The organism is Variovorax sp. NFACC27 (assembly GCF_048301545.1).
GTDB lineage: Bacteria > Pseudomonadota > Gammaproteobacteria > Burkholderiales > Burkholderiaceae_C > Variovorax > Variovorax gossypii.
In genome coordinates this window covers 3106451-3131487 of the sequence record NZ_CP157613.1, presented here as the reverse complement: position 1 = coordinate 3131487, position 25037 = coordinate 3106451, and the positions used below count along the sequence as shown (strand labels likewise).

The 25037-nt window shown below is 68.6% G+C and carries 25 protein-coding genes; 15 read left to right on the top strand and 10 right to left on the bottom strand.

Annotated elements, in window-relative coordinates; translation table 11 throughout:
• The first annotated feature begins 99 nt into the window (after window positions 1-99).
• The 3 genes from ABL840_RS14665 to ABL840_RS14655 all read left to right on the top strand — a co-directional run bounded on the left by ABL840_RS14665 (window position 100) and on the right by ABL840_RS14655 (window position 3159).
• A complete protein-coding gene (locus tag ABL840_RS14665; protein WP_093305004.1) occupies window positions 100-1080 on the top strand; it encodes a Bug family tripartite tricarboxylate transporter substrate binding protein in 981 nt (326 codons plus the stop codon).
• 11 nt (window positions 1081-1091) lie between these two features.
• On the top strand, window positions 1092-1967 hold the full coding sequence (locus tag ABL840_RS14660) for an amidohydrolase family protein (RefSeq protein ID WP_093305210.1): 876 nt from the start codon (window positions 1092-1094) through the stop codon (window positions 1965-1967).
• A gap of 130 nt (window positions 1968-2097) precedes the next feature.
• The gene (locus ABL840_RS14655) at window positions 2098-3159 is read left to right on the top strand and encodes a porin (protein WP_093305006.1); all 1062 of its coding nucleotides are present in this window, start codon (window positions 2098-2100) and stop codon (window positions 3157-3159) included.
• On the opposite strand, the gene ABL840_RS14650 is transcribed toward ABL840_RS14655, so the two are convergent.
• Window positions 3147-4091, bottom strand: a complete 945-nt coding sequence (locus ABL840_RS14650; protein ID WP_093201819.1) for a LysR substrate-binding domain-containing protein — start codon at window positions 4089-4091, stop codon at window positions 3147-3149. The genes ABL840_RS14655 and ABL840_RS14650 overlap by 13 nt on opposite strands.
• A 117-nt stretch (window positions 4092-4208) precedes the next feature.
• Between ABL840_RS14650 and ABL840_RS14645 the strand changes: the two genes are divergently transcribed.
• On the top strand, window positions 4209-5360 hold the full coding sequence (locus ABL840_RS14645) for an aromatic ring-hydroxylating oxygenase subunit alpha (protein ID WP_093305008.1): 1152 nt from the start codon (window positions 4209-4211) through the stop codon (window positions 5358-5360).
• Window positions 5361-5367: 7 nt separating this feature from the next.
• Here the strand turns inward: ABL840_RS14645 and ABL840_RS14640 are convergent, their stop codons facing one another.
• From ABL840_RS14640 to ABL840_RS14630, 3 genes are read right to left on the bottom strand one after another with little or no spacing between them, the layout of a single operon-like run.
• On the bottom strand, window positions 5368-6039 hold the full coding sequence (locus tag ABL840_RS14640; protein WP_093305010.1) for an FABP family protein: 672 nt from the start codon (window positions 6037-6039) through the stop codon (window positions 5368-5370).
• 58 nt (window positions 6040-6097) lie between these two features.
• Entirely contained in the window at window positions 6098-7066 is a 969-nt protein-coding gene (locus ABL840_RS14635) for a Bug family tripartite tricarboxylate transporter substrate binding protein (protein ID WP_093305013.1), read from the bottom strand.
• Between the two features lie 52 nt (window positions 7067-7118).
• Window positions 7119-7523 (bottom strand): winged helix-turn-helix transcriptional regulator, encoded by a 405-nt coding sequence (locus ABL840_RS14630; RefSeq protein WP_093202223.1) that lies wholly within the window; start codon window positions 7521-7523, stop codon window positions 7119-7121.
• 105 nt (window positions 7524-7628) lie between these two features.
• On the opposite strand from ABL840_RS14630, the gene ABL840_RS14625 reads away from it, so the two are divergent.
• The 3 genes from ABL840_RS14625 to ABL840_RS14615 all read left to right on the top strand — a co-directional run bounded on the left by ABL840_RS14625 (window position 7629) and on the right by ABL840_RS14615 (window position 9124).
• On the top strand, window positions 7629-7946 hold the full coding sequence (locus tag ABL840_RS14625) for a DMT family transporter (protein ID WP_093305015.1): 318 nt from the start codon (window positions 7629-7631) through the stop codon (window positions 7944-7946).
• Between the two features lie 20 nt (window positions 7947-7966).
• Window positions 7967-8599, top strand: a complete 633-nt coding sequence (locus ABL840_RS14620; protein ID WP_418116277.1) for an FMN-dependent NADH-azoreductase — start codon at window positions 7967-7969, stop codon at window positions 8597-8599.
• A gap of 135 nt (window positions 8600-8734) precedes the next feature.
• Window positions 8735-9124, top strand: coding sequence for a DUF427 domain-containing protein (locus ABL840_RS14615; RefSeq protein ID WP_093201835.1), 390 nt, complete (start codon window positions 8735-8737; stop codon window positions 9122-9124).
• Between the two features lie 125 nt (window positions 9125-9249).
• On the opposite strand, the gene ABL840_RS14610 is transcribed toward ABL840_RS14615, so the two are convergent.
• From ABL840_RS14610 to ABL840_RS14600, 3 genes are all read right to left on the bottom strand, one after another.
• Window positions 9250-9630 (bottom strand): helicase SNF2, encoded by a 381-nt coding sequence (locus ABL840_RS14610; protein ID WP_093305019.1) that lies wholly within the window; start codon window positions 9628-9630, stop codon window positions 9250-9252.
• A gap of 235 nt (window positions 9631-9865) precedes the next feature.
• Window positions 9866-10702, bottom strand: coding sequence for an APH(3'') family aminoglycoside O-phosphotransferase (locus tag ABL840_RS14605; protein WP_093305020.1), 837 nt, complete (start codon window positions 10700-10702; stop codon window positions 9866-9868).
• A 78-nt stretch (window positions 10703-10780) separates the two neighbouring features.
• Window positions 10781-11251: a cupredoxin domain-containing protein gene (locus tag ABL840_RS14600; RefSeq protein WP_093305022.1), complete on the bottom strand. Its 471-nt coding sequence runs from the start codon at window positions 11249-11251 to the stop codon at window positions 10781-10783.
• A 183-nt stretch (window positions 11252-11434) separates the two neighbouring features.
• Between ABL840_RS14600 and ABL840_RS14595 the strand changes: the two genes are divergently transcribed.
• The 3 genes from ABL840_RS14595 to ABL840_RS14585 all read left to right on the top strand — a co-directional run bounded on the left by ABL840_RS14595 (window position 11435) and on the right by ABL840_RS14585 (window position 13224).
• Window positions 11435-12289 carry a hypothetical protein gene (locus ABL840_RS14595; RefSeq protein ID WP_093305024.1) on the top strand — a complete coding sequence of 285 codons (855 nt, stop codon included), beginning with the start codon at window positions 11435-11437 and terminating at the stop codon, window positions 12287-12289.
• 65 nt (window positions 12290-12354) lie between these two features.
• Complete coding sequence (locus ABL840_RS14590) at window positions 12355-12711, top strand: DUF2845 domain-containing protein (protein ID WP_093305212.1); 357 nt, start codon at window positions 12355-12357, stop codon at window positions 12709-12711.
• A gap of 6 nt (window positions 12712-12717) precedes the next feature.
• Window positions 12718-13224, top strand: a complete 507-nt coding sequence (locus ABL840_RS14585) for a GNAT family N-acetyltransferase (protein ID WP_093305026.1) — start codon at window positions 12718-12720, stop codon at window positions 13222-13224.
• A gap of 13 nt (window positions 13225-13237) precedes the next feature.
• Here ABL840_RS14585 and ABL840_RS14580 read toward each other — a convergent pair whose 3' ends face one another.
• Both ABL840_RS14580 and ABL840_RS14575 read right to left on the bottom strand, forming a co-directional pair.
• Window positions 13238-13768 (bottom strand): cupin domain-containing protein, encoded by a 531-nt coding sequence (locus ABL840_RS14580; protein WP_093305028.1) that lies wholly within the window; start codon window positions 13766-13768, stop codon window positions 13238-13240.
• Window positions 13765-14508 (bottom strand): NAD-dependent epimerase/dehydratase family protein, encoded by a 744-nt coding sequence (locus ABL840_RS14575; protein WP_093305029.1) that lies wholly within the window; start codon window positions 14506-14508, stop codon window positions 13765-13767. Before ABL840_RS14575 ends, ABL840_RS14580 begins: the two co-directional genes overlap by 4 nt.
• A 92-nt stretch (window positions 14509-14600) precedes the next feature.
• On the opposite strand from ABL840_RS14575, the gene ABL840_RS14570 reads away from it, so the two are divergent.
• Window positions 14601-16013 carry a PLP-dependent aminotransferase family protein gene (locus ABL840_RS14570; RefSeq protein ID WP_093305031.1) on the top strand — a complete coding sequence of 471 codons (1413 nt, stop codon included), beginning with the start codon at window positions 14601-14603 and terminating at the stop codon, window positions 16011-16013.
• Window positions 16014-16020: 7 nt separating this feature from the next.
• Here the strand turns inward: ABL840_RS14570 and ABL840_RS14565 are convergent, their stop codons facing one another.
• Window positions 16021-17103 (bottom strand): hypothetical protein, encoded by a 1083-nt coding sequence (locus ABL840_RS14565; RefSeq protein ID WP_093305032.1) that lies wholly within the window; start codon window positions 17101-17103, stop codon window positions 16021-16023.
• Window positions 17104-17242: 139 nt separating this feature from the next.
• Here ABL840_RS14565 and ABL840_RS14560 point away from each other — a divergent pair, with 139 nt between their 5' ends.
• The 4 genes from ABL840_RS14560 to ABL840_RS14545 all read left to right on the top strand — a co-directional run bounded on the left by ABL840_RS14560 (window position 17243) and on the right by ABL840_RS14545 (window position 24939).
• On the top strand, window positions 17243-20425 hold the full coding sequence (locus tag ABL840_RS14560) for a hypothetical protein (RefSeq protein ID WP_093305033.1): 3183 nt from the start codon (window positions 17243-17245) through the stop codon (window positions 20423-20425).
• Entirely contained in the window at window positions 20422-22131 is a 1710-nt protein-coding gene (locus ABL840_RS14555; protein WP_093305035.1) for a hypothetical protein, read from the top strand. The genes ABL840_RS14560 and ABL840_RS14555 overlap by 4 nt, the downstream gene beginning before the upstream one ends.
• A 279-nt stretch (window positions 22132-22410) precedes the next feature.
• Window positions 22411-24366, top strand: a complete 1956-nt coding sequence (locus ABL840_RS14550; protein WP_093305037.1) for a reverse transcriptase family protein — start codon at window positions 22411-22413, stop codon at window positions 24364-24366.
• 6 nt (window positions 24367-24372) lie between these two features.
• On the top strand, window positions 24373-24939 hold the full coding sequence (locus ABL840_RS14545; protein WP_093305039.1) for a GNAT family N-acetyltransferase: 567 nt from the start codon (window positions 24373-24375) through the stop codon (window positions 24937-24939).
• The last annotated feature ends 98 nt before the right edge of the window (window positions 24940-25037 follow it).

The following is a 25037-nucleotide window of genomic DNA, read 5'->3' as shown; positions in this document are numbered from 1 at the left end:
ATATCTCCCAGTGCGAACGCGATCTTGCCGGTGGCCGCACCGGCGGGAATAGTCCGGGTTGGCGGCGCACATGGCCGCCCGCAAGTTCAAAGGAGACCCATGAGACATTCCCGCCGCGGCTTCACCGGCCTGATGCTGGCCCTGGCCGCCGGCCTGCGCGCATCGCCATCAGCGCTCGCCGCTCCCCTGTCCTCCCGTCCGATCCGCCTGGTGGTGCCATTCGGCGCCGGCGGCGTGGCGGATCTTGTCGCGCGCAGCGTGGCCCAGAAGATGTCCGAGTCGATGGGCCAGAGCATCGTGGTCGACAACAAGCCCGGCGCGGGCGGCGTGGTGGCCTCCGACACCGTGGCCAAGGCGCCGCCGGACGGCCACACGCTGCTGCTGATGTCCAACGGCAATGCCGTGAGCGTGGGCCTGTTCAAGTCGCTGCCCTATGACACGCTGAAGGACTTCGCGCCAGTCTCCACGCTCGGCTACTTCGACATGGCCGTGCTCGCCGCGAACGACAGCAGGTTCAAGAGCTTCGCCGACCTCGTGGCTCACGCGAAGGCCCATCCGGGCAAGCTCAACATCGGCACCATCAACGTCGGCAGCACGCAGAACCTGGCCGGTGAACTGCTGAAGACTTCGCTGGGCATCGATGCGCAGGTCGTGCCCTTCAACGGCACGCCGGCCGTGGTGACGGCGCTGCGCGGCGGGCAGGTCGACGTGGCGGTGGAAATCCTCTCGCCCGTTCTCTCGCAGATCGAAGGCAAGGCGCTGCGCGCGCTGGCGGTCATGGGCGAGAAGCGCTCGCCCAGCCTGCCGGACGTGCCGACGGTGGCCGAAAGCGGCACGCCGGGCTTCCAGGTCGCATCCTGGAACGCACTCGCCGCGCCCGCGAAGACGCCACCCGACGTGATCGCCCGGCTGAACCAGGAGGCGCGCAAGGCGCTGGATTCCCCCGAAGTCCGCAAGCGCCTGCAGAACCTCGGCGTGGAGCCGCGCGGCAGCACGCCGCAGGAACAGGCGCGGCTGCTCGACAGCGAGATCCGGCGCTGGTCGGGCGTCATCCAGCGCGCCGGCATTCCCAAACAGTGAGCAACACCTTGATGAAGACCATCGCCCCGCCCCATCCGAACCCGAGCCGCCCCACCTTCCGCCTGCCCGCCGGCGCTTGCGACGCCCACTGCCACGTGTTCGGCCCCGGCGACGTGTTTCCGTACTCGGACAACCGCCGCTACACGCCGCCCGACGCACCCGCTGCGAAGTTGCGCGCCCTGCACGAGCTGCTGGGCATCGAGCGCGTGGTGCTGGTGCAGGCCAGCGTGCACGGCCACGACAACCGCGCCATGCTCGACGCCATCGCGCAGTCGCCGGACGCCTATCGCGGCGTCGCCATGGTGGGCGCGGGCATCTCCGATGCCGAACTCGCCGGGCTGCACAAGGCCGGCGTGCGCTCGGTGCGCTTCAACTTCGTGCAGCACCTGGGCGGCGCGCCCGACCTGCCGACGGTGCTTCGCATGGCCGAGCGCATTCGCCCGCTGGGCTGGCACCTGGTGCTGCACCTGGACGCGGAAGACCTGCTGACGTATCGCGCCTTCCTCGACACGCTGCCAGTGCCCTTCGTCATCGACCACATGGGCCGCACGATGGTCGAGCACGGCCTCGGCCAGCAGGCCTGCACGATGATGCTGGAGCTGATGCGCGACGAGCGCGCCTGGGTCAAGGTGAGCGGCGCCGAGCGCATCTCGCAGACGCTCTCGACGCAGGGCCAGCCCTATGCCGACGCCGTGCCTTTCGCGCGCCAGCTGATCGAGGCTGCGCCCGACCGCGTGCTGTGGGGCACCGACTGGCCGCATCCCAACGTGCGCGAGATGCCCGACGACGGCAAGCTGGTCGACCTGCTGCCGCTCTTCAGTGACGACCCGGCGCAGCTTCGCAAGCTGCTGGTCGACAACCCGACGCGCCTGTACTGGTACGACTGAGCGCCTCGCCGCTCACCGCTTCCACTGACCGATACCGCTCCCACGCCACGGCCCCCCGTGGCGTGCGGCAGCACGCGCCTGCGCCACTGCAGGCCACGAGCCACAGAAAACCAACGAGGAGACAGACGACATGAGAAGACTTTCCCGCCTTCCGGCACTCTCGAAGCGCACGGCCTTGCGCACGCTGCCGGCGCTGGCCCTGTGCACCGCCACGCATTCGGCGTGGGCACAGGCCGCCGATGCATCCAGCGTGCAGATCTACGGCCTGCTCGACGCCTTCGTCGGATCGATGAAGCGCAGCGACGAACCCGGCCGCACGAAGCTTCTGGGCAGCGGCGGCATGACGACCGCCTACTGGGGCGTGCGTGGCACCGAGAGCCTGGGCGGCGGGCTGCAGGCGCAGTTCGCGCTGGAGAGCTTCTTCCAGACAGATTCCGGCACCTTCGGGCGCAACAGCACCGATCCGTACTTCTCGCGCAACGCGTGGGTGGGCCTGGCGGGCGGCTTCGGGCAGGTCTCTCTCGGCCGCCAGACCAACCCGATGTTCGTGGCCAGCGGAGCCTTCAACCCCTTCGGTGTCTCGCTGCAGTTCTCGCCCGTGATGCTTCATACGTGGCAACCGACGTACAACCGCGCCGTGCTCGGCGACAGCGTGTGGAGCAACGCCATCCAGTACACCTCGCCCACCTTCGCGGGCCTGCGCGCCAGCCTGCTCTACGGCATGGGCGAGGTGCAGGACCGCGAGGGCATCCGCAACCTGAACCTCACGCTCAACTACGCGGCCGGCCCGTTCGCCGCGGTGGTGTCGGTGCAGCAGGCGAAGACCGGCCCGGGATTCACCGCGACCATCGGCCGGCAGGATGCGGCGCTGATCGGCGCCTCCTACGACTTCAAGGCCGTGCAGCTCTACGGCCAGCTGCAGCGCACCCGCACGCCCGACATCCGCACCACCGCCGACACCGCGCAGCTGGGTGCGGCCGTGCCGGTGGGTGCCGGTCGCTTCCTGGCCTCGGTGGCGCGCACGGAGCGCAAGGTCACCGGGAGCCCCGGGACGCAGCGGACCACCTGGGCACTAGGCTACGACCACTTTCTGTCGAAGCGCACCGACCTGTACGCGGTCTACATGCGCGACAGGCTGACCGGCTTCTCGGGCAGCGGCAGCATGGGCGTCGGCATGCGTCACCGCTTCTGATCCGCGCTCTCCACGGGCGCCGTGGCGTTCGCGCCCAGGTGCTGCCCGACCAGCTCGCGCAGCAACTCCCCCATGGCGCGCTGCGTGCGCGTGACCGGCCGCTGCGAGCTCGCCGCCAGTGCGAGCCGGCTTCGCAGCACCGGCTTGACGATGGGCCGGATCGCATAGCGCCGCGAGCGCTCGGCGATGGCGACGGCATTGCGCGACAGCACCGCGTGACCGGCACCGTCGGCCACCAGCGCGAGGATCGCCGCGACGCCGTCGATCTCCAGCGCGATCTGCGGCCTGCGGCCGATGGCGGCGAGTTCGGCCTCGACCAGCATGCGGATCGCGTTGGGCCGGGTCGGAATCACCAGTTGCTGCTCGGCCAGCTGGTGCAGCGCCAGCGGTGCGCCGCTTCGCTTCGCGCCCGAGCCCTTGGTGGCGCTGACCAGGAACAGGTCTTCCTCCAGCACCGTCTCGCTGTCCACGTCAGGCGAAGGCTGCGGGTTGTAGAGCAGCGCGATGTCGAGCCGGCCGGTGAGCAGCGATTCCTGCATCGCGGTGGAAAGGTTCTCGGTGATCGACAGCGCCGCGTCGGGCAGGCGCTCGCGCGCGGCCCGCACCAGCGGCACCGTGAGCACGCCCGCCACGCTGGGCGGCAGGCCCACGGCCACGCGGCCGGCCAATGCGCCGCGCATCCGGTTCATGTCTTCCTTCGCGCGCTCGACCTGGTGCAGGATGCCGCGGCCATGCTCCAGCAGGCGCTTGCCGGCGTCGGTGGGCACCACGCCGCGTCCGTTGCGCACCAGCAGGTTCTGCCGCAGCTCCACCTCGAGCTGGCGAACCTGGCGGCTCAGCGCGGGCTGCGCGATGGCGATGACGTCCGATGCGCGGGTGAAGCTGCCGAGTTCGGCCACGCGGATGAAGTACTCCAGCTGCTTGAGATCCATGCCCCTGAGGCTATCGGCATAACCGATTCGCAGCTATGCGTGTTTGTTCTATCCGGCAGGCGGAACACGACCAGTTGAAACAAGCCGCCGCGGCGGACGCTCGCCACAATCGCGCGCATGAAGCAGGAAGAACAGATCGCCCTGATCCGGCGCGCGCTCGCGCTGATCGCTGCCGGCGGCAGCGAGCGCGGCGAGCCGGCCGTGAGCCCGGTGACGCGGTACCTCGATCCGGCACGCCATGAGCTGGAGGTGGAGCGCATCTTCCGCCGCTATCCGCTGGCGCTGTGTCCTTCGGCCTCGCTCGCGAATGCGGGCGACTCGTTCGCGATCGACGTGGCCGGCATGCCGCTGCTGTTCGTGCGCGGGCATGACGGCGAAGTCAACGGCTTCGTCAACGCATGCCGCCATCGCGGCGCACGGCTGAAGCCGCCCGGCGCATCGCCGGGCCAGCGTGCGCTGATCTGCCCGTATCACAGCTGGACCTACGGCCTCGACGGCGCCTTGCGCGGCCGTCCCTCGGCCGAAGACTTTCCGCACGCGCCGGCATCGAAATGCAGCCTCGCACGCGTACCGGTCGCGGAGGCGCTGGGTTTCGTCTGGGCCGTTCCGCGCGTGCTGGCCGATGGAGAAAGCCCCGGGCTGGACATCGCCGAGTGGCTCGGCCGCTTCGGCGCTGACCTGCGCTCGTGGGGCTACGACGGCTGGGTGCCCTTCCATCAGCGCGCCTTCGACAACGCGGCCAACTGGAAGATCCCCTTCGAGGCCAACCTGGAGACGTACCACTTCCAGTACGCGCACCGCGACAGCATCGCCGGGCTTTTCTACGACAACCTGCTGGTGGCCGACCAGGAGCGCCAGCACCAGCGCCTGTTCCTGCCCAAGCGCAGCATCGAGGGGCTGCGCGACGTGCCCGAGCAAGAGTGGCAGGTGGGGCCGCACTCGAACATCATCTACTACTTCTTCCCCGCGACCTTCATCCTGCACGAGGGCGACCACGCCAACGCCTTCACGGTGCTGCCAGAGTCGCCGGGCCGCTCGCGCGTGATCGCGAGCACCCTGATTCCCGAACCGCCGAAAACGGAGAAGTCGGCGAACTACTGGCGCAAGAACATCGAATCGTTCTGGGGTGCGCTGAACGAAGACTTCGCGCTCGGCGTGTCGGCGCAGTCCACGCTCGCGAGCGGCGCGCAGTCGTCGCTGTATTTCGGCGCCACGGAGTGCTGCTCGGCACGCTTCCACGCGGACGTGGAGGCGGCGCTCGCAGCCTAGCGACGGCTCAGGCCGCCGCGGTGCCCGCTTCCGCCATCGCGGCGCGCGCCGTCGGGTTCGGCGTGGGCTCGCCGATCTTGCGCATCGTGTTGCGGTCGGTGTGGCTGAAGGGCTCGGGCTTTCCGAGCACGTCCAGCACCGTCTCGAGTTCGTACGACCAGCTTCCGTCGTCGTGCACCGTCACCTCGATGCTGTAGCGCAGCGTCTTGAACGCATGCTCCAGGAAAGGGTTGGCCACGATGCCGTTGGTTTCGCCGCCGCGCACGGCCTCGAGCCTGAAGCTGCGGTCGTCGGCCTTGGCGCGGCCCGTGGCCATGGCGGTGAGCCCGCGCGGGATGGTCAGCGTCTGGATCAGCGCGCCCGTGGCGGGCTCCCAGAGCCAGTAGCCGACCTGGTCGTGGAAGCTCTCGACCTCGTCGGGCTTCACGATGCGCAAGTGGTAGCGCAGGCCGTAGAAGATCTGCGGCCCGTTGGTCTGCGCGTCGATGGGCTGGAATTCCGCATGCTCGATGTAGGCCTCGGCTTCCGGGCCGTCTTCCTTGGGGCTCACGTCGTGGCCCGCCGTGCCGGTCCAGATGCCGGCCAGCGCGGTGAGCGGGCCCAGGTTGGCGAGCGTGTGCGGATCGGGCTCGGGTTCGGTGTAGATGTCGCGCGGGAATTGCGTGGGCTGCTGTTCCATGTTCTTCTCTTCCTCAATGAATCTTCTGGTGTGGGGTTCCGAAGTGTCGCTCACCGGCTCACTGGTCGAGGCGGATTCCGACCTTGGCGATGATCGCACCCCACTTGCGGCCTTCACTGTCGATGAAGGCCTTGAACTCCTCGGGCGAGCCGCCTCCCACCGCCAGCCCCTGGTTGGCCAGCAGCTCGCGCACCGCGGGTTCGCGCAACACGGCATTGACGTCGGCATTGATGCGCTGAACCACATCGTGCGGCGTGCCCGCGGCGGTGAAGAAGCCGTTCCAGGCCAGCGACTCGAATCCCGGGTAGCCCGACTCGGCGACCGTCGGCAGCTCCTTCATGAGTTCGGAGCGCTGCGCGCTGGTGACGGCGATGAGCTTCACGCGCTGCCCCTGGATCAGCGGCAGCAGCGCGGGCGCCACGGTGAAGAGCGCCTGCGTGTCGCCGGCCGCGAGCGAAAGCCCGGCGGGCGGCGAGCCCGAGTACGGCACGTGCACCGCCTCGATGTGCGCCACGCTGCGAAACAGCTCCATCGTGAGATGCGAAGAGCTGCCCGCCCCCACCGACGCATAGCTGAACCTGTTGCCGCGCTTCTTCGCCCATTCGACGAACTCCGGCAGCGTGTTCGCCGGGTTGTCTGCCCGCACCGCGAGCACGTTGGGCTGCGACGTGGTGAGCACGATGGGCACCAGGTCGCGCGAAGGCTCGTAGGGCATGCGTGCATACATGTAGGGGCCGAAAGCGATCGGCCCGTTGAAGCCGACGCCCAGCGTGTAGCCGTCGTGCGGAGCCTTCGCCACGGCCTCCATGCCGATCAGCCCTCCGGCGCCGGCCTTGGTCTCGATCACCACGGGCTGCTTCCACATCACGCGCAGGCGATCGGCCAGCGTGCGCGCGATCAGGTCGAGCGAACTGCCCGCCGGCGCGGGCACGATCACGCGCACGGGCTTCGACGGCCATGCCTGCGCCCATGCGCCGGCGGCCAGCAGGCTGGCGAGCAGGAAAGTGGCGAGCTGCTTCTTCTTCACTTCGGTCCTTCGATGGCGTGGAGTCGCGGGAAGTTATCACCGAATCCGGCGCTCAGGCCCGCTCTCGCGCGGCTTGCCGCGCCGCGTCGATCTGGGCATGGTTCGCCTCGGCCCAGCGGTCAACGGCGATCAGCGTCCTGCTCAGCGAAAGGCCGATCGGGCTCAGCCTGTACTCGACGTGCGGCGGCACGGTCTGGTGGTCTTCGCGCAGCACCAGCCCGTTGAGCTCGAGATCGCGCAGGGTCTGCGTGAGCATCTTCTGAGAGATGCCGCCCACCTTGCGCAGCAGCTCGTTATTGCGCTGCGGCTTTCCGCGCAGCAGCGGAATGAGCAGCAGCGCCCACTTGTTGGCGATGAGCTCGAGCACGCGGCGCGAGGGGCAGCCGGCGCTCCACACGTCGGCCGGTGCCGTCTCGGCCTGCGTCTCTGCCACAGCCGTTGTCTTCCTAGATGACATGCCTGGATTTCCCATGGTTACCAGAAGGTGCGTACTTGTCGCTCGGTGCCTGGCCCGGAATTATCGGGTTCCTGTTCTTCCCGCAACAACACCAAAGGAGTTTTCATGGGCTGGGTATTCCTGCTGGCGGCCGGTCTCGTCGAGATCGCGATGGCCGCGGCACTCAAGCAATCGGAGGACTGGTCGAAGCCCGTGCCCTCGGCCATCGGCGTGCTGACCGCACTGCTGAGCATCTACCTGCTGGCCAAGGCGCTGCGCTATCTGCCGCTGGGGCCGGCGTACGCGATCTGGACCGGCATCGGTTCGGTGGGCGTGGTGCTGATGGGCGTGCTGTTCTTCGGCGAAGCGCTTTCGCCTGCGCGGCTTGCATGCATCGCGCTGGTGATCGGCGGCACCGTGGGCCTGCGCCTGGTCAACGGCTGATGCGGGAAGGACACAAAATCGTGACCACACGCATCCTGCACATCGAAGCCTCGCCTTCAGCCGCGCGTTCGCGCTCCGCCGAGACGGCGCGTCACTTCCTGCAACAACATCGTGCACTCCACCCCGACGTGGAGATCGAGACGCTGCGCCTCTGGGACCTCGACCTGCCCGCCTTCGACGCCACGATGATCGAGGCCAAGTTCGCGATGCTTCGCGCCGCCAACGCCACCGAGGAGCAGAAGCGCCACTGGCAGAAGGCCGTGCGGCTGGCGCGCGCCTTCAACGCGGCGGACAAATATGTCTTCAGTCTTCCCATGTGGAACTTCGGCATACCTTACATACTGAAGCACTACATCGATGTTGTTACCTTGCCGGGCGAAAACTGGCTCTGGACGCCCCAGGAAGGCTACAGCGGCCTCCTGCACGGCAAGCGCGCCGCGCTGATCTATTCGAGTGCAGGCGACTATCCGGTGGGCCTTCCGTCCCTCGATAAGGACTTCCAGAAACCATACATGCGCACGTGGCTCGGCTTCCTCGGAATCGACGAAATCCTCGAGATAACGGCGGCGCCGACGCTTGCATCGCCGGAGGCCGTCACGGCCTCCCTGGCCCGGGCACGAAATGAAGCCGAAAGGCTTGCAGAGCGGTTCTGATGGGGATTCAGCCTTTAACCATGTCGGCAATGGGCTGATTTCTCGGGGACTTCAAATCGACACGCGGTCGCGGCAATATCCGCATCCCCCGATTCTTGTGTCAACCGATCTGACCTGAGGACTAAGGAGCCTTCCATGTTCGCTACAGCAGAGCGCACCATCAAGACCCCCGGCCCCGAGCACCCGATCACCATCACACCCAACCCGCTGCGCGTGGTGGTGTCGGTCGACGGTTGCGTCATCGCCGATACCCGCGAGGCCCTGACGGTACGCGAAGCCCACTTCGGCACCGTGCACTACTTTCCTCGCAAGGACGTGAAGATGTCGCTTCTGGAACGTACCTCGCACGCAACCTACTGCCCGTATAAGGGCGAGTGCAACTACTACAGCATTCCCGCCGGCGGCGAACGCTCGGTGAATGCCGTATGGACCTACGAGTCGCCGTACGACCCAGTCTCGCAGCTCAAGGACTACGTGGCGTTCTATCCCGATCGCGTGGGTCCGATCGAAGAGCGCGTCTACTGACCACTCGACACGCAGCACGCACATCAACGCAGACAAGCAAAAAGCCGGGCCCCGCTTTCACGGGGCCCGGCTTTTTACTTTTGCTTTCGCGCTATCGCACTATCGCGCCACAACGCTCCAGCCGATTACAGCGGCAATGCGTCGCCGCGTGCGGCGGCACGGGCAGCTGCGCGCACCGTGGAGCGGTCCAGGCCGCTGGCGAGAACCGGTGCGACGCGCGAGGTCACGCCTTCGGCATACGGGTTCTCGCTGTGGGCGGCGGCCACGGCTTCGGCGCGAACGGCGGCACGGCTGGTCGTGGAAGCAATCAGTTGCACGGGGCCCTGGTTGGCGCCGTCCGCATACGGGTTGCCGCTGCGGGCGGCGACCACGGCCTGGCTGGCAACGTCGGCACGGCTGGTGGCCGAGGTCAGTTGATGCACGCCGTCATAGCTTTCGGCATGAGCGGCACCTGCGGCGGCCAGCAGGGCGATGGAGATGGCGGAGAGGAGCTTCGAGGCGGTCATTTGGATTTCCTTCAATTCAGTTCTTTGCATACAGGATGGTTTCGAACCGGTCTTGGGTGGGGAACCGTCCCTTTCGGGGGCGGCCACCTCGCTCGGGGCCTGTTCATCCAGATCGGCTTGCGGGCTGGTCTGTGAGACGAATTGTGAGCCGCCGGGTAGGTAAAAACCCGCAGCAAAGAGAACCGCAGCGTTCATGCGATGGAAACAATCGCAGCGCCGCAGCGGGCGTGCCCCCTCAGCCCCAGGTCAGCGGGTCGAGGCCCAGATAGAAATCGAGCCGCCCGTCATCGGGCTCGCCGATCTCCAGGGTGTCGAACAGGCTCTTGCGAGCGGCAAGCTCGTCGTCCGGACCGCGCCAGCTGTCGCGCGCATTCGCGAGAAAGAGCGAAAGATCGACATACCTGTCGGCCGTGCCGAGACGGCCGAGATCGATCAGCCCCGTGCAGCGAAGCGTCCGCGGATCGACCATGAAGTTCGGCATGCATGCATCGCCATGACACACGACACGGTCGCGCGCCTCCTGTGCCAGGCGCTGCGGCAACTGCACGCGCAATGCATCGAGCAGGAGCTGCGGCGGAATGTCCTGCTGTTCCGGGTCCAGGAACTCCTTGTTGACCGCATTGCGTGCCACCACGTCGCAGGCACGCTCGAACATCGTGGAAAGAGCGCGCGCGAACGGGCAGCTTGCCGCGGGAATCTCGTGCAACAGCCTGAGCCGATGGGCCATGGAGGGCCACGCCTGAAGCAGCTGTTCGGCCGGCAATTCGCTGGCGGGCACGCCGGGAACGGCACTCATGACCAGGCATGCGCCCTCCTGCGACGCATGCCAGTCGAGCACCTTCGCGGACCCCAGATCAAAAGGCTCCAGCCATTCGGTGCGAAGCCGCTCGCCGGCCAGCGACTCCACGCCATCGGAGCCGCTCACGGACACCTTGGCGAACGCAGCCCCATCGCTGCGGCGATAGACGCTGTCTCCCGACTCCCCGAGATTCACCGGGAGCCACTCGATGCCGGCAGGAGGAACAGGAAGAAGATGCCGGGGATCCGGAAGGCCTTGTGTCGACAAATGCATGCGGCGGGTGCGGGCGCAAAGTGTGTTGGGTTGCCCTCGGGAATCTATCCAATCCCGCCCGCCGCGCAGCCAATGCCCCTATCGGCCGGCCTGCGCCACGTTCACCGCGCCCTTCATTCCCGCGTCGTAGTGTCCGGGCTGCAGGCAGCCGAAATCGACCTTGCCGGCCTTCGTGAACTGCCAGACGACCTCGCCCGTCTTGCCCGGCGCCAGCGTCACCATGTTCGGCTCGGCGTGCTCCATTTCCGGGTTCTTCATCATCGCGGCGTAGTGCGACTTCAGTTCCTGCGCAGTGCCGAGCACCAGCTCGTGCTTCAGCTTGCCCGAGTTCCTGACAACGAAGCGCACGGTCTCGCCCTGCTTGACGCTGATGTCGGCCGGCGTGAAGCGCATGCTGTCCGTCATGTCGACTTCGATCGTGCGGGTCGCCTTGGCGGCCACGCCGGGCTTGCCGATCGCGTCGTTGTGCGTGCCAGAGGCCGATGCACCGGTGGCAAGCACGGCGAGCAGCGTTGCGAAGGCGGAGGTGGCGAGGAATGCGTGTTTCATGATGCGATGCTCCTTGGGGTGAATGGCGAATGAAGAAAAAAGCAGACAGACCGACACGCGCCGGATTCTGGAAAGCCCACCCGGCCATCTCCTTTCACGCGGATTACAAGGGCGTAATCCGCAGGCACGCCCGTAAGATGGCGCCCGCCACTTCGGCCCTTGCCTGGAGCGAAGAAGAAAAAGATGTCCCACCCCGTCTACCTTTCCAGCTCGCACCTGCCGCGCATGCCCGAAGGCAGCCGCAACGAATGGCGCGGCTTCTTCGGCCATGGCGGAGAACTGGAGGCCAATGCCTTCTTTCCGCTCTTCTGGCGGGCGCTCTTCGGCGAAGGCGACATCCGCCACGCGCGCTTCATCGACTCGTACGACATCGATGACGAGGACAGCGCCATCGAACGCGAGGAGTGCCTCGAAGACTTCGGTGCCGACGCCACCTACCCCTACCTCGTCACCGACAAGGCCAGCGCGCTCACGCGACTCGCCGCACGGCGCGAAGCCGTCGTCGCAGCCATCGGCGAACGCTACCGGCCGCTCTACGAAAGCTTCGAAGCCTGGACCGCTCAAGGCTTCGCGGACCACATCCTGCTGCGGACCGAAGGACTGCCTGATGCCGCGGATGCCGAGCCATGGCTGCGCGCCGAGCAGGCGTCCATCGATCGCCTCGACGACAGCAGCCTGATCGGCAGCCTCATGTCGGATCTCTCGCGCCACGACACCGACCCGGTCTGGCGATTGGCCGGCATCGGTGCATCGCCGGACAACCCGTGGCCCCCGCCGGAACTGAGACGCCTCTTCCCCGACCCGAGGCAACGAAAGCCGCGAAAGGAAGGAGGCGCGCAACCGGCGGAGAAGCTCAGGAGCCGGCCCAAGAGCTGGATCGACCCGGTGCTCGAATGGCTGGCCGTCGCGCTGTCGGCAGCCGCGACGCTGGGCACCTATTTCTCGACGCGATCGATGTGGTTGGCACTGCTGGTCTTTCTCTGCGCAGCCTTCGCGCTGGGCTTCGGCATCGTCAAGCTGCGCGGCCCGAGGTCCTGATGGCGGCAAGGGAAACTATCGGGGCCGCTCGCAATTCCAAGCCGCTCAAGGAGCCCATCGACACCATGCGCACACTCGCAGCCAGCACCCTCGTCTTTCTTGTCGCCCTCATGCACGCCGGCAGCGCCTCGGCCCAATCGCTGAGCTGCGGCGGCACGCTCTCCGGCGTGGGCGACTCCAAGTTCTCGGTGGTTCAGAAGTGTGGCGAACCGATGTCGAAGGAATTCGTCTGCGTGCCCCGCCCGCAGGTGGCATGGGTGCTTTCGCCCTACCCCGGCGCACCGGCGCAGCAAGTGGTGACGCAGGCGTGCGTGCCGATGGAAGACTGGGTGTACCACCGGGGCCAGGGCAACTTCCTGGGCATCGTGAGGTTCTACAACGGCGCCATCGAATCGGTGCGCGACGGGGAAAGGGTGCGGTAGCGGCCGATGAACATCCGTATCCGGAACGAAGCTCCCGCGGACGCACCCGCCATCGAAGCGGTGACGGCAGCCGCCTTTCTCGATGCAGAGCATTCGAGCCACACCGAGCAGTTCATCGTCAATGCATTGCGGCGCGCTGGCCAGCTCTCGGTCTCGCTCGTCGCGGAAGATGCCGGGCAGATCGTCGGGCACGTCGCCATTTCCCCTGTGCGCATCTCCGACGATTCTCTCGGCTGGTACGGGCTCGGGCCGGTGTCGGTTGCACCCGGACATCAGGCTCTCGGCATCGGCAAGCGGCTCGTGAACGAAGCGCTGACCGAGTTGCGCGACATGGGCGCATCCGGCTGCGTGGTGCTCGGCGACCCGGCCTACTACGGCCGCTTCGGTTTCGTGGCCATGCCTGCGCTGGTCTACCCCGGCGTGCCGGCGCAGTATTTCCAGGCGCTGCTGCTGGCCGGAGCGATGCCGTCCGGCACCGTTTCGTATCGCGCGGCCTTCGAAGCGACGGCCTGAGCGCTCCGCAGGTTCAGGGCGGCAGCAACAGCGGCCCGCAGTTCTCCTCGGCCACAAACACCGCCACCAGCCTGGCCGGCTTGACCGGATCGGGGTTCTCCGCGAACAGATGCAGCGTGCCCGGCGGCTCGAAGAAGGTTTCGCCTGACTTGTAGTCGCCCGCCGGAGTGCCGGCCAGCTGCGAGCGCACCGTGCCATCGAGAATGATGGCGGTCACCGAGCCCGGATGCCGGTGCGCAGGCGAATAGGCCATCGGCGGAAAGTCGACGATCACCGTGGTGACCGACTTGCCCGGCACGTTGGGCAGGGCCTCGCAGGAAATGACCCGGGACGAGGTCTGAGGCCGTGCCGCGGCGGCCGAGCCTTCGGGAGCCGGTGCCGACGAGAACATCGGCCGGCTCACGCTGCTGCAGATGTCGTCGATGAGCCGGAGGGTCGATTGCCTGCCGGCATGCGGCAGCAGCGCCCAGCCCGCCGCAGCGACGGCCAGCGCGGCGAGTCCGGCGCCCGCATGGCGGTGCGCGGGAAAAATCCGGGCATTCATCGCAGGGCTCCCTGCGGCAGCCGCTCGTCCGCACGCCAGCCCAGCACGCGCTTGGCCTTCTCGCTGCTGGCCTCGGCCCCGTCCTCGGCGATGTTGAAGATGCCACCCGGTGAGCGCTGAAGCGCCCGCAAGGCAGCCCGTGCGGCGGCCTCCACATGCAGCGGACTCGGCCCCTTGGGCGTCCCGGTCGACGTGTTCGGCCCGTAGAGCTGTCCGTAGCGCAGCACCGTGGCGGTCATGCCGCGCGCGGCCATCACGCTCCGTTCCAGCGCGGCCACGCCGTCGACGCTGATGCGGCGCGAGCCTTCGGCCTCCGTATCGAGCGGCCACTCTTCCGCGAAGGGCCTGGGCCCCGGCGCGTAGGCCCAGGCGATGCTCTGCGCCACCAGCCGCTTCGCACCTGCGGCCTGCGCGGCTGCCACGAGGTTGCGCGTGCCTTCGATGCGCACCCGCGCGTTGAGCACTGCGGCCTCGGCCATGCGGGCCGGGTCCAGGTCTCTGGGCAGGTCCGTGAGCTGGTGGATCACGCCCCACGGCGCGATGCGCACCAGCGCGGCATGCAGCGCCTGCGCATCGAACACGTCGACGACGACCGGGTGCACGCCCTGTGCCTCCAGCACCTCCGCGCGGTCCGCACGCCGCGTGCTGCCATGCACGGCGTAGCCCGCCTCGATCAGCATCGGAACCAACGCGGTGCCGACCGCTCCGGTGGCACCTGCCAAAAATACCTTCTCGCTCATTGCATTTCCTTCTTCCAGGCTGTTGCGAGGCTCGATCATGGATTTACCATGCCCCATCGAAAAGAGCCAAGAATCATGAAAACGACCAGGCCATGACACTCAGGATCGACCGCTCGAAGCCGACGCCGCTGTTCCGCCAGATCTACGAGCGCTACCGCAGCGCCATCGAGCAGGGTACGCTGCGCCCCGGAGATCGCGTCGCCTCCGCGCGCAGCCTCGCCGCCGAGCTCGGCGTGGCGCGCGGCACCATCGAAACGGCCTACAACCAGCTGACGGGCGAAGGCTACTTCTCATCACGCGGACAGGCGGGCACCGTGGTCTCCCCGTCGCTTCCGCTTCATCGGCCCGCGCGGCGGGAGTCGCCCCGCCGCGCGGACACGCGCACATCCGGCGACGCGCTCAAGCAGCCGGGAGAGCCGCCGCCGATGCAGCTGGGCATTCCGGCGCTGGACGCCTTCCCGCGCAAGCTGTGGTCGCGCCTCGCCGCCCGCCGCGCGCGGGCCATGAACGCGGCCGACATGTTCTACGGCGACCCTTGCGGCTATGCGCCGCTGCGCGAGGCCATCGCGGCCTACCTGCTGGTGTCGCGCGGCGTCTCGTGCCATGCATCGCAGGTGCTGGTGACGGGCGGCTATCGCGCATCGCTCTCACTCGTCGCGCGCACGCTGCTGAAGAAGGACGACCGCGTCTGGATCGAGGACCCCGGTTTTCCTCCCACGCACGAGGTGCTGCGCGCAGCCGGCCAGCGCGCGGTGCCGGTACCGGTGGACGAAGACGGCCTCGTCGTCGCGCGCGGCTTGCGCAAGGCGCCGAAGGCGCGCATGGCCGTCGTCACGCCTTCCCACCAGGCGCCGCTGGGCGTCTCGATGACCCTCGCGCGCCGCCTGCAGCTGCTCGAATGGGCCACTCGCGCGAACGCGTGGATCGTCGAGGACGACTACGACGGCGAATACCGCTATGCCGGAGCGCCGCTGCCAGCGCTCAAGAGCCTGGACGGCAACGACCGCGTGCTGTACGCGGGCAGCTTCTCGAAGGTACTCTTTCCCGGCCTCGCGCTGGGCTATCTGGTCGTGCCCGAATCGCTGCGCGCCCGCTTCGAGGAGGCCGCGCGCATCGGGTCGAACGGCAGCCCGCAGGCCACGCAGGCCGTGGTGGCCGACTTCATGCGCGAGGGACACTTCCCGCGCCACCTGAAGAAGATGCGCCTGCTCTATGCGCGGCGGCGCGCCATGCTAGCGGCCGGCTTGCTGAAGGCATTCGGCGACGAAGTGCGCATCGACCTGCGCAGCGGCGGCATGCACCTGATCGCGCGCTTCGACAAGCGCCGCGAAAGCGATGCAGAACTCGCCCTGCGCGCGCAGCAGGCCGGGCTGAACTGCCAGCCGCTCTCGGCGCGCGGCGTGGCGGGGCCGGCCGCGCAGGGCCTGCTGATGGGCTTCACCAACATCGCCACCGCCACCGAGGCGAACCGGCTCGCGGCGAAGCTGCGAGCGGCCTTCGGCTGAGCCTCCTTCAGGCGGCTTCGTCGTCGAGAGCCCCGCTGCGGTCCTTGATGCGCGTGACCTGCGACAGCACCGCGTCCTCGGCAGTCATGTCAGGCCGCTGGCCCTTGTAGACGGGCTGCTCGAACTTGCCGCCGGCATAGCGGTAGAGGTAGCGCACCTCCACCAGCGTGCCCACCGCGGGCAGCGCCTCGTTGGGCGGCACGGTCACGTTGCCCAGGTCGATCATGGCGCCCGCGTCGTCGCGCAGCCCCACGGCCACCGAGCGCTGTGCGTTGACGCGGATCACCTCGCAGGTCGCGCTCTGGTTGAACTTGAACTTCAGGCTGCTCGTGCTGCGTCCCGCGGAGAAAGGTGCGTCGAGTGCCTTGAGCACGTAGCCCTCGCCATGCGCGGCCAGCAGCTCTGCGGCGCGACGGCGCTTGCCTTCGGCTGTGAGTTCGAGTTCGAGCAGCGCGATCCACGGCATGGACGAGGCCACCGTGCGCAGATGGCCGAAGCGCTCGATGAAGGGCGCGCCGCGCAGGTCCTGGCCTTGGAGTTCGAGCAGGTCGAAGGCCATGAAGGCCTCGCCCACGTGCTCGCCGGCGATCACTGTGCGCCCTGCCGCCGCGCCTGCCGTGCCGGTCCAGGCCTGCGGAATGTCCACGAACAACCCGCGGCGGTTGGTGCCGCGTACGGCCTCGCCTTCGATCAGCAGGATGCGGTTCTCGCCGTCCGCCTTTTCCTGCAGGCCCCAGCCCGGGTCGTCGAAGTAGCGCGCGGCCTGTTCCTCGAGGATCAGCGTCGGCAGCTGCGGCAGCTCGCCGCTCACCCGGCCGGCGAGGTCGGTCGAGGTGTAGAGCGCGCCGGACTGGTCGGGCGTGTAGCCCTTCGAGGTCTTTTCCTTGACGACCTTGTCGTAGATCTTCAGCGCGGCCTCGTAGGCGACCGGGCTGCTGGTCTTGGTGCCGGTGGAGAGCGTGCCGCCGCGGCGGCCGTTGCCGTAGTCGACCACCCAGCCGTCGTCCTTCGGGCGCAGATGCACCTGGTAGACCTTGTCCGAGCCCTGGCCCGTGAAGTAGAGAAAGCTCGATCGCTCAGCCTGTTCCATATTCGACACCTGAAGAACCCCCACACGATTGCCGGACCGCGCATGCTACACAGGCGGCGCCGACGCAAACGCCCGCTAAGATGCGCGGCGATACAAGAAAGCAGCACAAGCATCAACCGAAGGCAGGGGAGGCCTCCGCGTGAAGCGCATTCGCTCAGAAAAATTCATCCGCTCGAAGCCCGGCGTGGCAGGCGCCGCCGGCTTCAGCACCGTGGAACTGTTCGCCCTGCCGGAAGCCACCGGCCACGTGGTGCACGTGAGCACCAGCCGCGACGGGCTGCAGTGGAAGGAGACGGTCCATACCCCGTCGCCGCTGCCGCTCGAAGCCGCCACCGCCGCCTTCGAGCGCGCCGTGGTGGCGCAGATCGCGCAGGGCTATGTGCCCGAGGGCTCCGCCGTCGCTCCTGCCGCGGCCCCCGTGGCCGCCGCCCTCTCCCACCCCGGCGACGCCGTCCTGCTCGCCAGCATCCGCCCCGACGCATGGAGACTGCTGCCCCCGGTGCGCCGCAGCCGCGTGGTGTGGCGCATCGGCGAACGCCGGCTGGCGGCCGCGGTGCCGCAGCTCGTCGACCACATCGAGACCGGCGAGCCGATGCTCGACTACTGCATTGCCTGGGCCATCGGCCGCTGCGGCGACGGCGGCGCCTTCGAGGCGATGCGCGAACTCTCCCGGCGTGGCCGCACGCCCGTGGTCACCCGCGCCGCGCGCTGGGCCGCGCTCGCCCTCTGGCCCGCCGAACAGCGCGCGGCCGAAGCGGCACGCATCGTCGACGACTGGCCCGCCCCGCTTCGCCGTGCCTGGGCCGCCATGGGCGAAGCGCCCGCCGGGCAGGCCATGCCGATGCTGCGGCAGCACCTGGCCGACCCCGCGCTCTGGAACGGAATGAAGTACGCGGCCTGGGTCGAGCAGCTCTTCGACCTCGCGCTGCTCGAAGGCCCCGCGGGCGACGGGCTCGCGCATGCCGCGCTGCTGGAGATCGCGCCGACGCTGCAGCTCGCGGCCGGCAGCTTCCGCGCGTGGCGCCGGCTCTACAAGGGCGCAGAGTTCTCGGGCGACTACGCCCTGCTCGGCGTGCTGCACCAGCGCCTCGAAACGCAGCGCGCGGCCTTCCGCACCGGCGGACGCTGGGCACAGGTCAACGGCCGCTACGTTGAGATCGCGAAGGAAATCGTGCGGCCCGACAGCCGCCTCGCCTACAGCCAGCGCACGCGCGACTACCTGCGCCGCCGCACCTGGCGCAACCTGCGCCGGCTGGCGCTGGCCGGCACGGCCGACGAACCAGACTGGCTGCGGCTCGCCATGGGCGTGCTGCTCGCCGCCGACGACAGCGAAGCCGGCACCGCCGGCCAGCAGCGCGAATCGCGCTGGACGCCCGAGCCCCGCAGCTGGCACACCGGCCCCTACAGCCGCTGGCTGGTGCTGATGCAGCTGCTGCATCGCCACGACCCCGAATGGGAGGCCCAGCGTGGAGGCCTGCAGTGGCGCCGCAGCACGCCGCTGCCCGCGCAGCGGCTGAACCGCACCGAAGCCTGGCCCGAGCGCTGGGACCGGCATCCGCAAGCACTGTTGCAGTTGATGCAGCAGGGCCGCTGCGCTGCCGTGCACGCCTTCGCAGCGCGCGCGCTGCAGGACAACAAGCCCTTCTGCGATGCCCTCGAGCCGCCCGCGGTGTGGCGCCTGCTGGCCAGCACCTGGGACGACACCGCGCGCTTCGCGCTCGCCATCGCGCGCCAGCGCATCACGGCGGGTGAGCCTGCCCTGCCCTGGCTGCCCGCGATGCTGGGCTCGCCGCTGGCCGAGGCGCGTACGCTCGCGCTCGAATACATCGGACGGGATCCGGGCCTCTACAGCCAGCAGGTCGACCTGCTCCTGATGCTGCTGACCTCGGCCGATGCCGAAGTGCGCCGCGCCTCGCGCCTGCTGCTACAGGCCGCCGCCCCGAATCTTTCGACGCTCGACGCGCTGGGCACCGAACTGCTCGCATGGCTGTCTGCCTGCGACGCCACACAGCCGGCGCTCGACGCCATCTGCGAGAACGTGCAATGGGCACTGCAGGGTCTGCTGCGCACGGCCGCCGCGAAGGCGCCGCTGAACAGGCTGCTCGCGCTCTTCGATCACGCGAGTCCGGACGTGGTGCGCACGGCCGCCGAGTGGCTGCTGCTGCATCCGGCCTCGGTCCAGGGCCTGCCGGTGAGCGTGCTCACGCGCCTGCTGCAGTCGGACGACGAGCTCCTGCGCGGCGCGGGCGTGCGGCTCTTCACCTCCCTGCCCGATGCCACGCTGGTCATCCAGCCCGAGCTGTTCGCGGCCTTCTGCAGCAGCCCGATGCCGGCCGTGCGCGCCGCCGTCGCGCCGCGCCTGGCACAGCTGATTCCCGCTCACCCCGAATTCGCCGCGGCGCTGATGCCGCTGCTGCGCGACGAGCTGTTCCGCTCCGAAGCGGCCGATGGCGTGTTCGACTCGCTGCTGCAATGGCTGTGCGGCCCGCTGGCCGAGCACACCCGCCGCGGCGAGCCCGCCGTCACGCTTCGCCTGCTCGAGGCGCGCAGCAAGGGTGCGCAGCGCCTGGGTGCATGGCTGCTGCCGCAGCAGGACGCACAGGGCTTCGACGTGCTGCAGACCGCCAGCCTCGGCCTCGTCGACACCGCCGCCGCGCGCCGCTGGGCCATGGACCAGCTGGCCTCGAACCCCGGGCGCACGCTCTCGAACCTCGGCGATGCGCTGCGCATCTTCGACAGCCGCTGGGACGACGCGCGCGACTGGGCCCGCCAGTGGTTCGGCGCCCAGAGCGGCGCCAGCCAGTGGACGCCCGCGCTGCTGGTCCGCCTGTGCGACCACAAGGACGCGGGCGCACAGCGACTGGGCCGCGAGCTGCTCACCACGCATTTCGACGTGACCGACGTCACCACCTACATGCTGCAGCTCAGCCAGCACCCGTCGGCGGGCATGCAGCTCTTCGTCACCAACTGGCTGGCATCGGCCGCGAGCCGCAATGCGGACGTGCTCGCACGCCTGGAGCCCTACTTCCTGAGCGTGCTGTCGCAGGCCAACCGGGGCCGGCTGGCCAAGGCGCGCGTCATGGAGTTCCTGGCTGCCCAGGCGGCGCACTCGGAAGACATCGCGCGCATCGTGGCGCGCGTGTTCGCGCGGCAGGCCGTCACCGGCGCCATCACCGAACGGGCCCAGTACGTGGCCGGGCTGCGCAGCATCCAGGCCCTCTTCCCGGACCTGGACAACCCGTTGCAGACCGCACTGGTGCGCAGCATCGCGCCGCGCCGCGCCCCTCCCTCCGTTGCCCCCTCGCGAGGGCCCGCCGCATGAGATTCCAGTACCGCTATTTCGGCCATTCGGGCGCGCAGCACACTGCCAACAGCACCGCCCTGCAGTTCGCGCCCGACACGCTGCGCGCGCCGGTGCACTTCGTCGCCGACATCAACCGCCACCTGCCGTTTCGCGAAGGCATGTCCGCGCTGCACGACGTGGTGGTGGGTGACCTGCGCTTCAAGCCGCGCGACAAGAGCGCGTACCTCGAATGGCTGGCCGGACAGGAAGGCGAGCTGCTCGCGCAGTTCATGGCGCGCAGCGATGCGATCAAGGCGCAGATGGAGCCGATCAGCAAGGAGCTGACCGAACTGCGCAAGAGCAAGCGCGCGGTGATGCAGCCCTTCATGAGCGCGCAGCAGCGCTACTTCGACCACATCTACAAGGTCAACCGCGAAGCCTGGTTCGTGCTCGACCCGGTGATCACGGTGCACCCCGACCGCGTTTTCTTCGAGTGCTTCAGCCAGGACGAGTCGAGCTACGGCATGTTCTCGTGCAGCCACGACATCTTCGACCGGGTGAGCGACCACGCCTTCGGCACCACCAACGTCGACTACTCCGAGTCGCTGTACGACGAGTTCCAGAAGATCCGCGACTACAAGACCACGCGGCTGGCCATCGACCCGGGCGGCTTCCAGGTTCAGAGCGACAACGACCCGGCCTTCCACGAGCCGAAGATCGACGTGCCCGACAGCTGGGTGCGCGGCTTCCTGCAGGTCAGCAGCGCGATGCTGCTGCCCGCGCAGCGGCTGCAGCTGCATCCGATGGACATCCACAACATCTGCCTGGTGCTGCGCCGGCGCAAGGAGCGCGCGGGTCCGCGCTCGCTGCGCTTCATACTGCGGCCGGGGCAGCCGGTGCGCATCCTGTTCGAGCCCTGGGGGCACGAGATGGTGTGCCCGCGCTCCACGCACAGCGCCGTCTCCGACACCGACATCCGCGTGTGGGGCCGACGACGCCTGCTGCAGCTCGAGCGCCTCGTGCCGGTGGCGCAGGGCTTCACGGTGCACCTGCTGGGCACCGGCATGCCCAGCTTCTGGGTGGCGCAGCTGCCCGGCATGGAATTCACGCTCGGCCTTTCGGGCTGGACCGCCAACGACTGGTCGCGCAACGGCCACTTCGAGCTGCTGCAGCCGCGCCAGACGGTCGACCAGGACAGCCTGCTGCGCGTGTTCGCGGCGCTGGGCGAACGCTGGCGCGCCACCACCGACGAGCTCGCGGCAGCCACGGGTCTTTCGACGCTCACCGTCGATGCGGCGCTCGGCGGCTACGTGCAGGCCGGCCGCGTGGTGTACGACATCGCGCACGGCGTGTGGCGGCTGCGCGAGCTGAGCCGCGAACCGCTGCCGATGGACAAGCTGCGCTACGCCAGCCCCGAGGAAGAAGCAGCCGCCGAGCTGGTACGCGCACGCCGCATCACGGGCGTGAAGACGCAGGCGCGCTCCGACGGCGGCGTCTCGCTCAGCGGCAAGTGCAAGGGCTCGGCCGGCCAGCGCGAGTACTTCACGAGCCTGCAGCTCGACGCCGACCAGCGCGTGGCCTCGGGCGAATGCCAATGCAGCCACTTCGTGCGCCACCGCATGACCAAGGGCCCGTGCGAGCACATGCTCGCGCTGCGCCTCTCGGCCGCGCCGGCAGTGACGGCCATGACGGAAAAGACAACAAAGACGACAGATCAGGAAAGGACCACCGCCCACATCGGCTGATACACTGCTTTTTGCGAACGGAGCGGGAAGGCTCTTGCAATCCGGTCGGCGTATCGCCGCCCTCGCATACAGCACTTCCCAAGCGTCACTGGACGTCTCTTCACTGTGCCGGATGGCCATGGTGACGCGACAACAGTGCGGCTTCCTCGAAGCTCATCGGCGTCACCATGGCCATCCGGCGTCGAGTGGAGCCCTCCAGTCCCGAGGCTCTTCGACGAGATTCCCGCTTCGTTCGCAATCTTTCTCTTCAAGCAGTGCATCGGCCGGTGGCGCAGCGCCATGACCATGCAGTCTCCCGCCTCTTCTTCATCTTCCATTCCCGACTCCGCGCTCACCCGCGAGGAGCTGTACGAGCGCATCCGCAAGAGCTCCAAGCAGGAAGTCGTCCTCGAGGAAATGCAGCGCCTGGGCTTCTGGCCTCAGGACGCGGCGCGCCCGACGGTCGAGGAACAGCTGATCCGCCGCGAAGGCGAGTTGCAGACGGCGCTCACGAAGCTCGGCGACGAGCTGCGCGGCATCGAGGATCGCGACAGGGCCCTGAAGACCATGCGCAAGGAGCGCATGGCCCGGGCCCGCGAGCGTCGCGAGGAAACCCGTCAGCGCCTCGCGCAGGGCCGCCATGCACGCGCCGTCGCATGGCACGAGCGGCGCCAGCGCGAGTTGCTGTACGTGGGCGACGGCGTGTCGGGCGGACTCAACGACGCGCACAGCGACAGCCAGGCGCTGGCGCGCAACGCCCTGCCCGCGCTCGACCACGCGGGCGATCTCGCGCAGGCCATGGGCATCGGCCTGGGCGAGCTGCGCTTCCTGGCATGGCACCGCGAAGTGTCGAGCGTGAGCCACTACCAGCGCTTCACCATGCCGAAGAAGAGCGGCGGCGAGCGTCACATCTCCGCGCCGATGCCGCGCCTGAAGCGCGCGCAGTACTGGGTGCTCGACAACATCCTCGCGAAGATGCCGGTGCACGAGGCGGCGCACGGTTTCCTGCCGGGCCGATCGATCCTCACCAACGCCGCGCCGCACGTGGGCCGCGACGTGGTGATCAACCTCGACCTGAAGGACTTCTTTCCCTCCATCGGCATGCGCCGCGTGCGCGGCGTGTTCCGCCAGCTCGGCTACTCGTCGCAGGTGGCGAGCCTGCTGGCGCTGGTGTGCACCGAAGCGCCGACGGACGAAGTACAGCTGGACGGCAACCGCTATTTCGTCGCGCGCGGCGAACGCGTGCTGCCGCAGGGCGCCCCCACCAGCCCGATGCTGACCAACCTGCTGTGCCGCCGCCTCGACGCGCGGCTGGCAGCGAGCGCCGCGAAGCTGGGCTTCCGCTACACCCGCTATGCCGACGACCTGACCTTCTCGGCCGGCCCCGAGCACAGCCGCGACACGGCCAGGCTGCTGTGGCGCGTGAAGCAGATCGTGGCCAGCGAAGGCCTCACGGTGCACCCCGACAAGCAGCAGGTGATGCGCAAGCACCGGCAGCAGCACGTGACGGGCATCGTGGTCAACGACAAGCTCTCGGTCGACCGCGACACGCTGCGACGCTTCCGCGCCGTGTTGCACCAGGCCGAACGCAGCGGCCCGCAGGGGCTGCAATGGAACGGCAACAGCGACGTGATCGGTGCGCTGCGCGGCTATGCGAACTTCATCGCGATGACCGACGCGGCACGTGGCGAGCCGTACCTGAAGCGCGTTCGCGCGCTGGCAGCGAAGCATGAGGGCAGCCGCGCCTCGACGACGACGACCAGCACGCCCTCGCCGCGCAAGCTCGCCGAGGGCGAATTCCGCAAGCAGTCCGCCGCCGGCAAGGCTCCGTGGCCCGAATGGTGGCAGCCGGCCCAGGCGCCCGCACCGGTGCTCGAGAAGACCGCCGAGCAGATCGCGGAAGAAAAGAAGGCGCAGCGCGAAGCGGCGCGTCCGCAACCGGCCAGGACCGGCCTGGCGCAAGCAACGGCGCGCGCACCCGCACCGGCGCAACCCGCGGCCGGGGAAACCACCCAGCAGACTGCGAAACAGGCACTGGGCGCCCTCTCGCAGATCGGCTGGATCGCCAGCATGATGCTTCAGGCCCTGTACGTCGTCAGCGTCTTCCTCTCGGGAAGCAGCCCGCTGATCTGGCTGCTGACGGGCGGCGTCGCCATCGGCAACTTCGTGCAGCGCAAGTCCGGCTGGCTGCGCTTCATCGTCGCAATCTTCATTTCGTCGGCGCTGGCTTCCCTTGTCCACAGCATGAAGAACTGAGATCCCATGCCCGCGGCAGCCGACGCACCGATCGCATTGCGCCGGCTCTCGCGCGCCGACTTCGCGATGCTCGGGCGTTGGCTCGCCGAGCCGCACGTGGCCCGCTGGTGGAACCACGAGACAACGCCGGAAGCACTCGAACGCGACTTCGGGCCGTCGGTGGACGGAAGCGACACGGCCGAGATCTACATCGCCGCCATCGAGGGCCGCGACTTCGGCCTGGTGCAGCGCTACACCTTCGAGGACAACCCCGGCTACATCGAGGAGCTCGCGCCGCTCGTCGAAGCGCCGGGCGAGGCACTGAGCATCGACTACTTCGTCGCAGAGCCCGACATGCTGCGCCGGGGCCTTGGCGCGGCGATGATCCGCACGCTCGTCGACGCCACCTGGCGCGACTACCCTGCCGCGCCGTGCATCGTGGTGCCGGTGTCGGCGGCCAACACGGCTTCCTTTCGCGTGCTGGAGCGTGTGGGATTCATTCGCGTGGCCGAAGGGCCGCTCACGCCCGACAACCCGGTCCACGGCACGGCGCACTTCGTCTATCGCATCGATCGCCCTCGCACCCTGCGTTGATGCGCTGCATGCGCGCAAGCAACGCGGCACTTCACAGCACGCGGCAAGCCCGCTACATTCACCGCTTCGACAACCACGCAGGAACAGGAGGTACGAGA

Excerpts from the sequence above, each read along its gene's own strand:
- ABL840_RS14625 (WP_093305015.1), top strand. The coding sequence starts at position 7,629 with ATGGGCTGGGTATTCCTGCTGGCGGCCGGTCTCGTCGAGATCGCGATG.
- ABL840_RS14590 (WP_093305212.1), top strand. The coding sequence starts at position 12,355 with ATGCGCACACTCGCAGCCAGCACCCTCGTCTTTCTTGTCGCCCTCATG.
- ABL840_RS14665 (WP_093305004.1), top strand. The coding sequence starts at position 100 with ATGAGACATTCCCGCCGCGGCTTCACCGGCCTGATGCTGGCCCTGGCC.
- ABL840_RS14575 (WP_093305029.1), bottom strand. The coding sequence starts at position 14,508 with ATGAGCGAGAAGGTATTTTTGGCAGGTGCCACCGGAGCGGTCGGCACC.
- ABL840_RS14565 (WP_093305032.1), bottom strand. The coding sequence starts at position 17,103 with ATGGAACAGGCTGAGCGATCGAGCTTTCTCTACTTCACGGGCCAGGGC.
- ABL840_RS14580 (WP_093305028.1), bottom strand. The coding sequence starts at position 13,768 with ATGAATGCCCGGATTTTTCCCGCGCACCGCCATGCGGGCGCCGGACTC.
- ABL840_RS14550 (WP_093305037.1), top strand. The coding sequence starts at position 22,411 with ATGACCATGCAGTCTCCCGCCTCTTCTTCATCTTCCATTCCCGACTCC.
- ABL840_RS14645 (WP_093305008.1), top strand. The coding sequence starts at position 4,209 with ATGAAGCAGGAAGAACAGATCGCCCTGATCCGGCGCGCGCTCGCGCTG.
- ABL840_RS14655 (WP_093305006.1), top strand. The coding sequence starts at position 2,098 with ATGAGAAGACTTTCCCGCCTTCCGGCACTCTCGAAGCGCACGGCCTTG.
- ABL840_RS14660 (WP_093305210.1), top strand. The coding sequence starts at position 1,092 with ATGAAGACCATCGCCCCGCCCCATCCGAACCCGAGCCGCCCCACCTTC.
- ABL840_RS14650 (WP_093201819.1), bottom strand. The coding sequence starts at position 4,091 with ATGGATCTCAAGCAGCTGGAGTACTTCATCCGCGTGGCCGAACTCGGC.
- ABL840_RS14615 (WP_093201835.1), top strand. The coding sequence starts at position 8,735 with ATGTTCGCTACAGCAGAGCGCACCATCAAGACCCCCGGCCCCGAGCAC.
- ABL840_RS14595 (WP_093305024.1), top strand. The coding sequence starts at position 11,435 with ATGTCCCACCCCGTCTACCTTTCCAGCTCGCACCTGCCGCGCATGCCC.
- ABL840_RS14545 (WP_093305039.1), top strand. The coding sequence starts at position 24,373 with ATGCCCGCGGCAGCCGACGCACCGATCGCATTGCGCCGGCTCTCGCGC.
- ABL840_RS14640 (WP_093305010.1), bottom strand. The coding sequence starts at position 6,039 with ATGGAACAGCAGCCCACGCAATTCCCGCGCGACATCTACACCGAACCC.
- ABL840_RS14570 (WP_093305031.1), top strand. The coding sequence starts at position 14,601 with ATGACACTCAGGATCGACCGCTCGAAGCCGACGCCGCTGTTCCGCCAG.
- ABL840_RS14585 (WP_093305026.1), top strand. The coding sequence starts at position 12,718 with ATGAACATCCGTATCCGGAACGAAGCTCCCGCGGACGCACCCGCCATC.
- ABL840_RS14605 (WP_093305020.1), bottom strand. The coding sequence starts at position 10,702 with ATGCATTTGTCGACACAAGGCCTTCCGGATCCCCGGCATCTTCTTCCT.
- ABL840_RS14630 (WP_093202223.1), bottom strand. The coding sequence starts at position 7,523 with ATGTCATCTAGGAAGACAACGGCTGTGGCAGAGACGCAGGCCGAGACG.
- ABL840_RS14600 (WP_093305022.1), bottom strand. The coding sequence starts at position 11,251 with ATGAAACACGCATTCCTCGCCACCTCCGCCTTCGCAACGCTGCTCGCC.
- ABL840_RS14610 (WP_093305019.1), bottom strand. The coding sequence starts at position 9,630 with ATGACCGCCTCGAAGCTCCTCTCCGCCATCTCCATCGCCCTGCTGGCC.
- ABL840_RS14555 (WP_093305035.1), top strand. The coding sequence starts at position 20,422 with ATGAGATTCCAGTACCGCTATTTCGGCCATTCGGGCGCGCAGCACACT.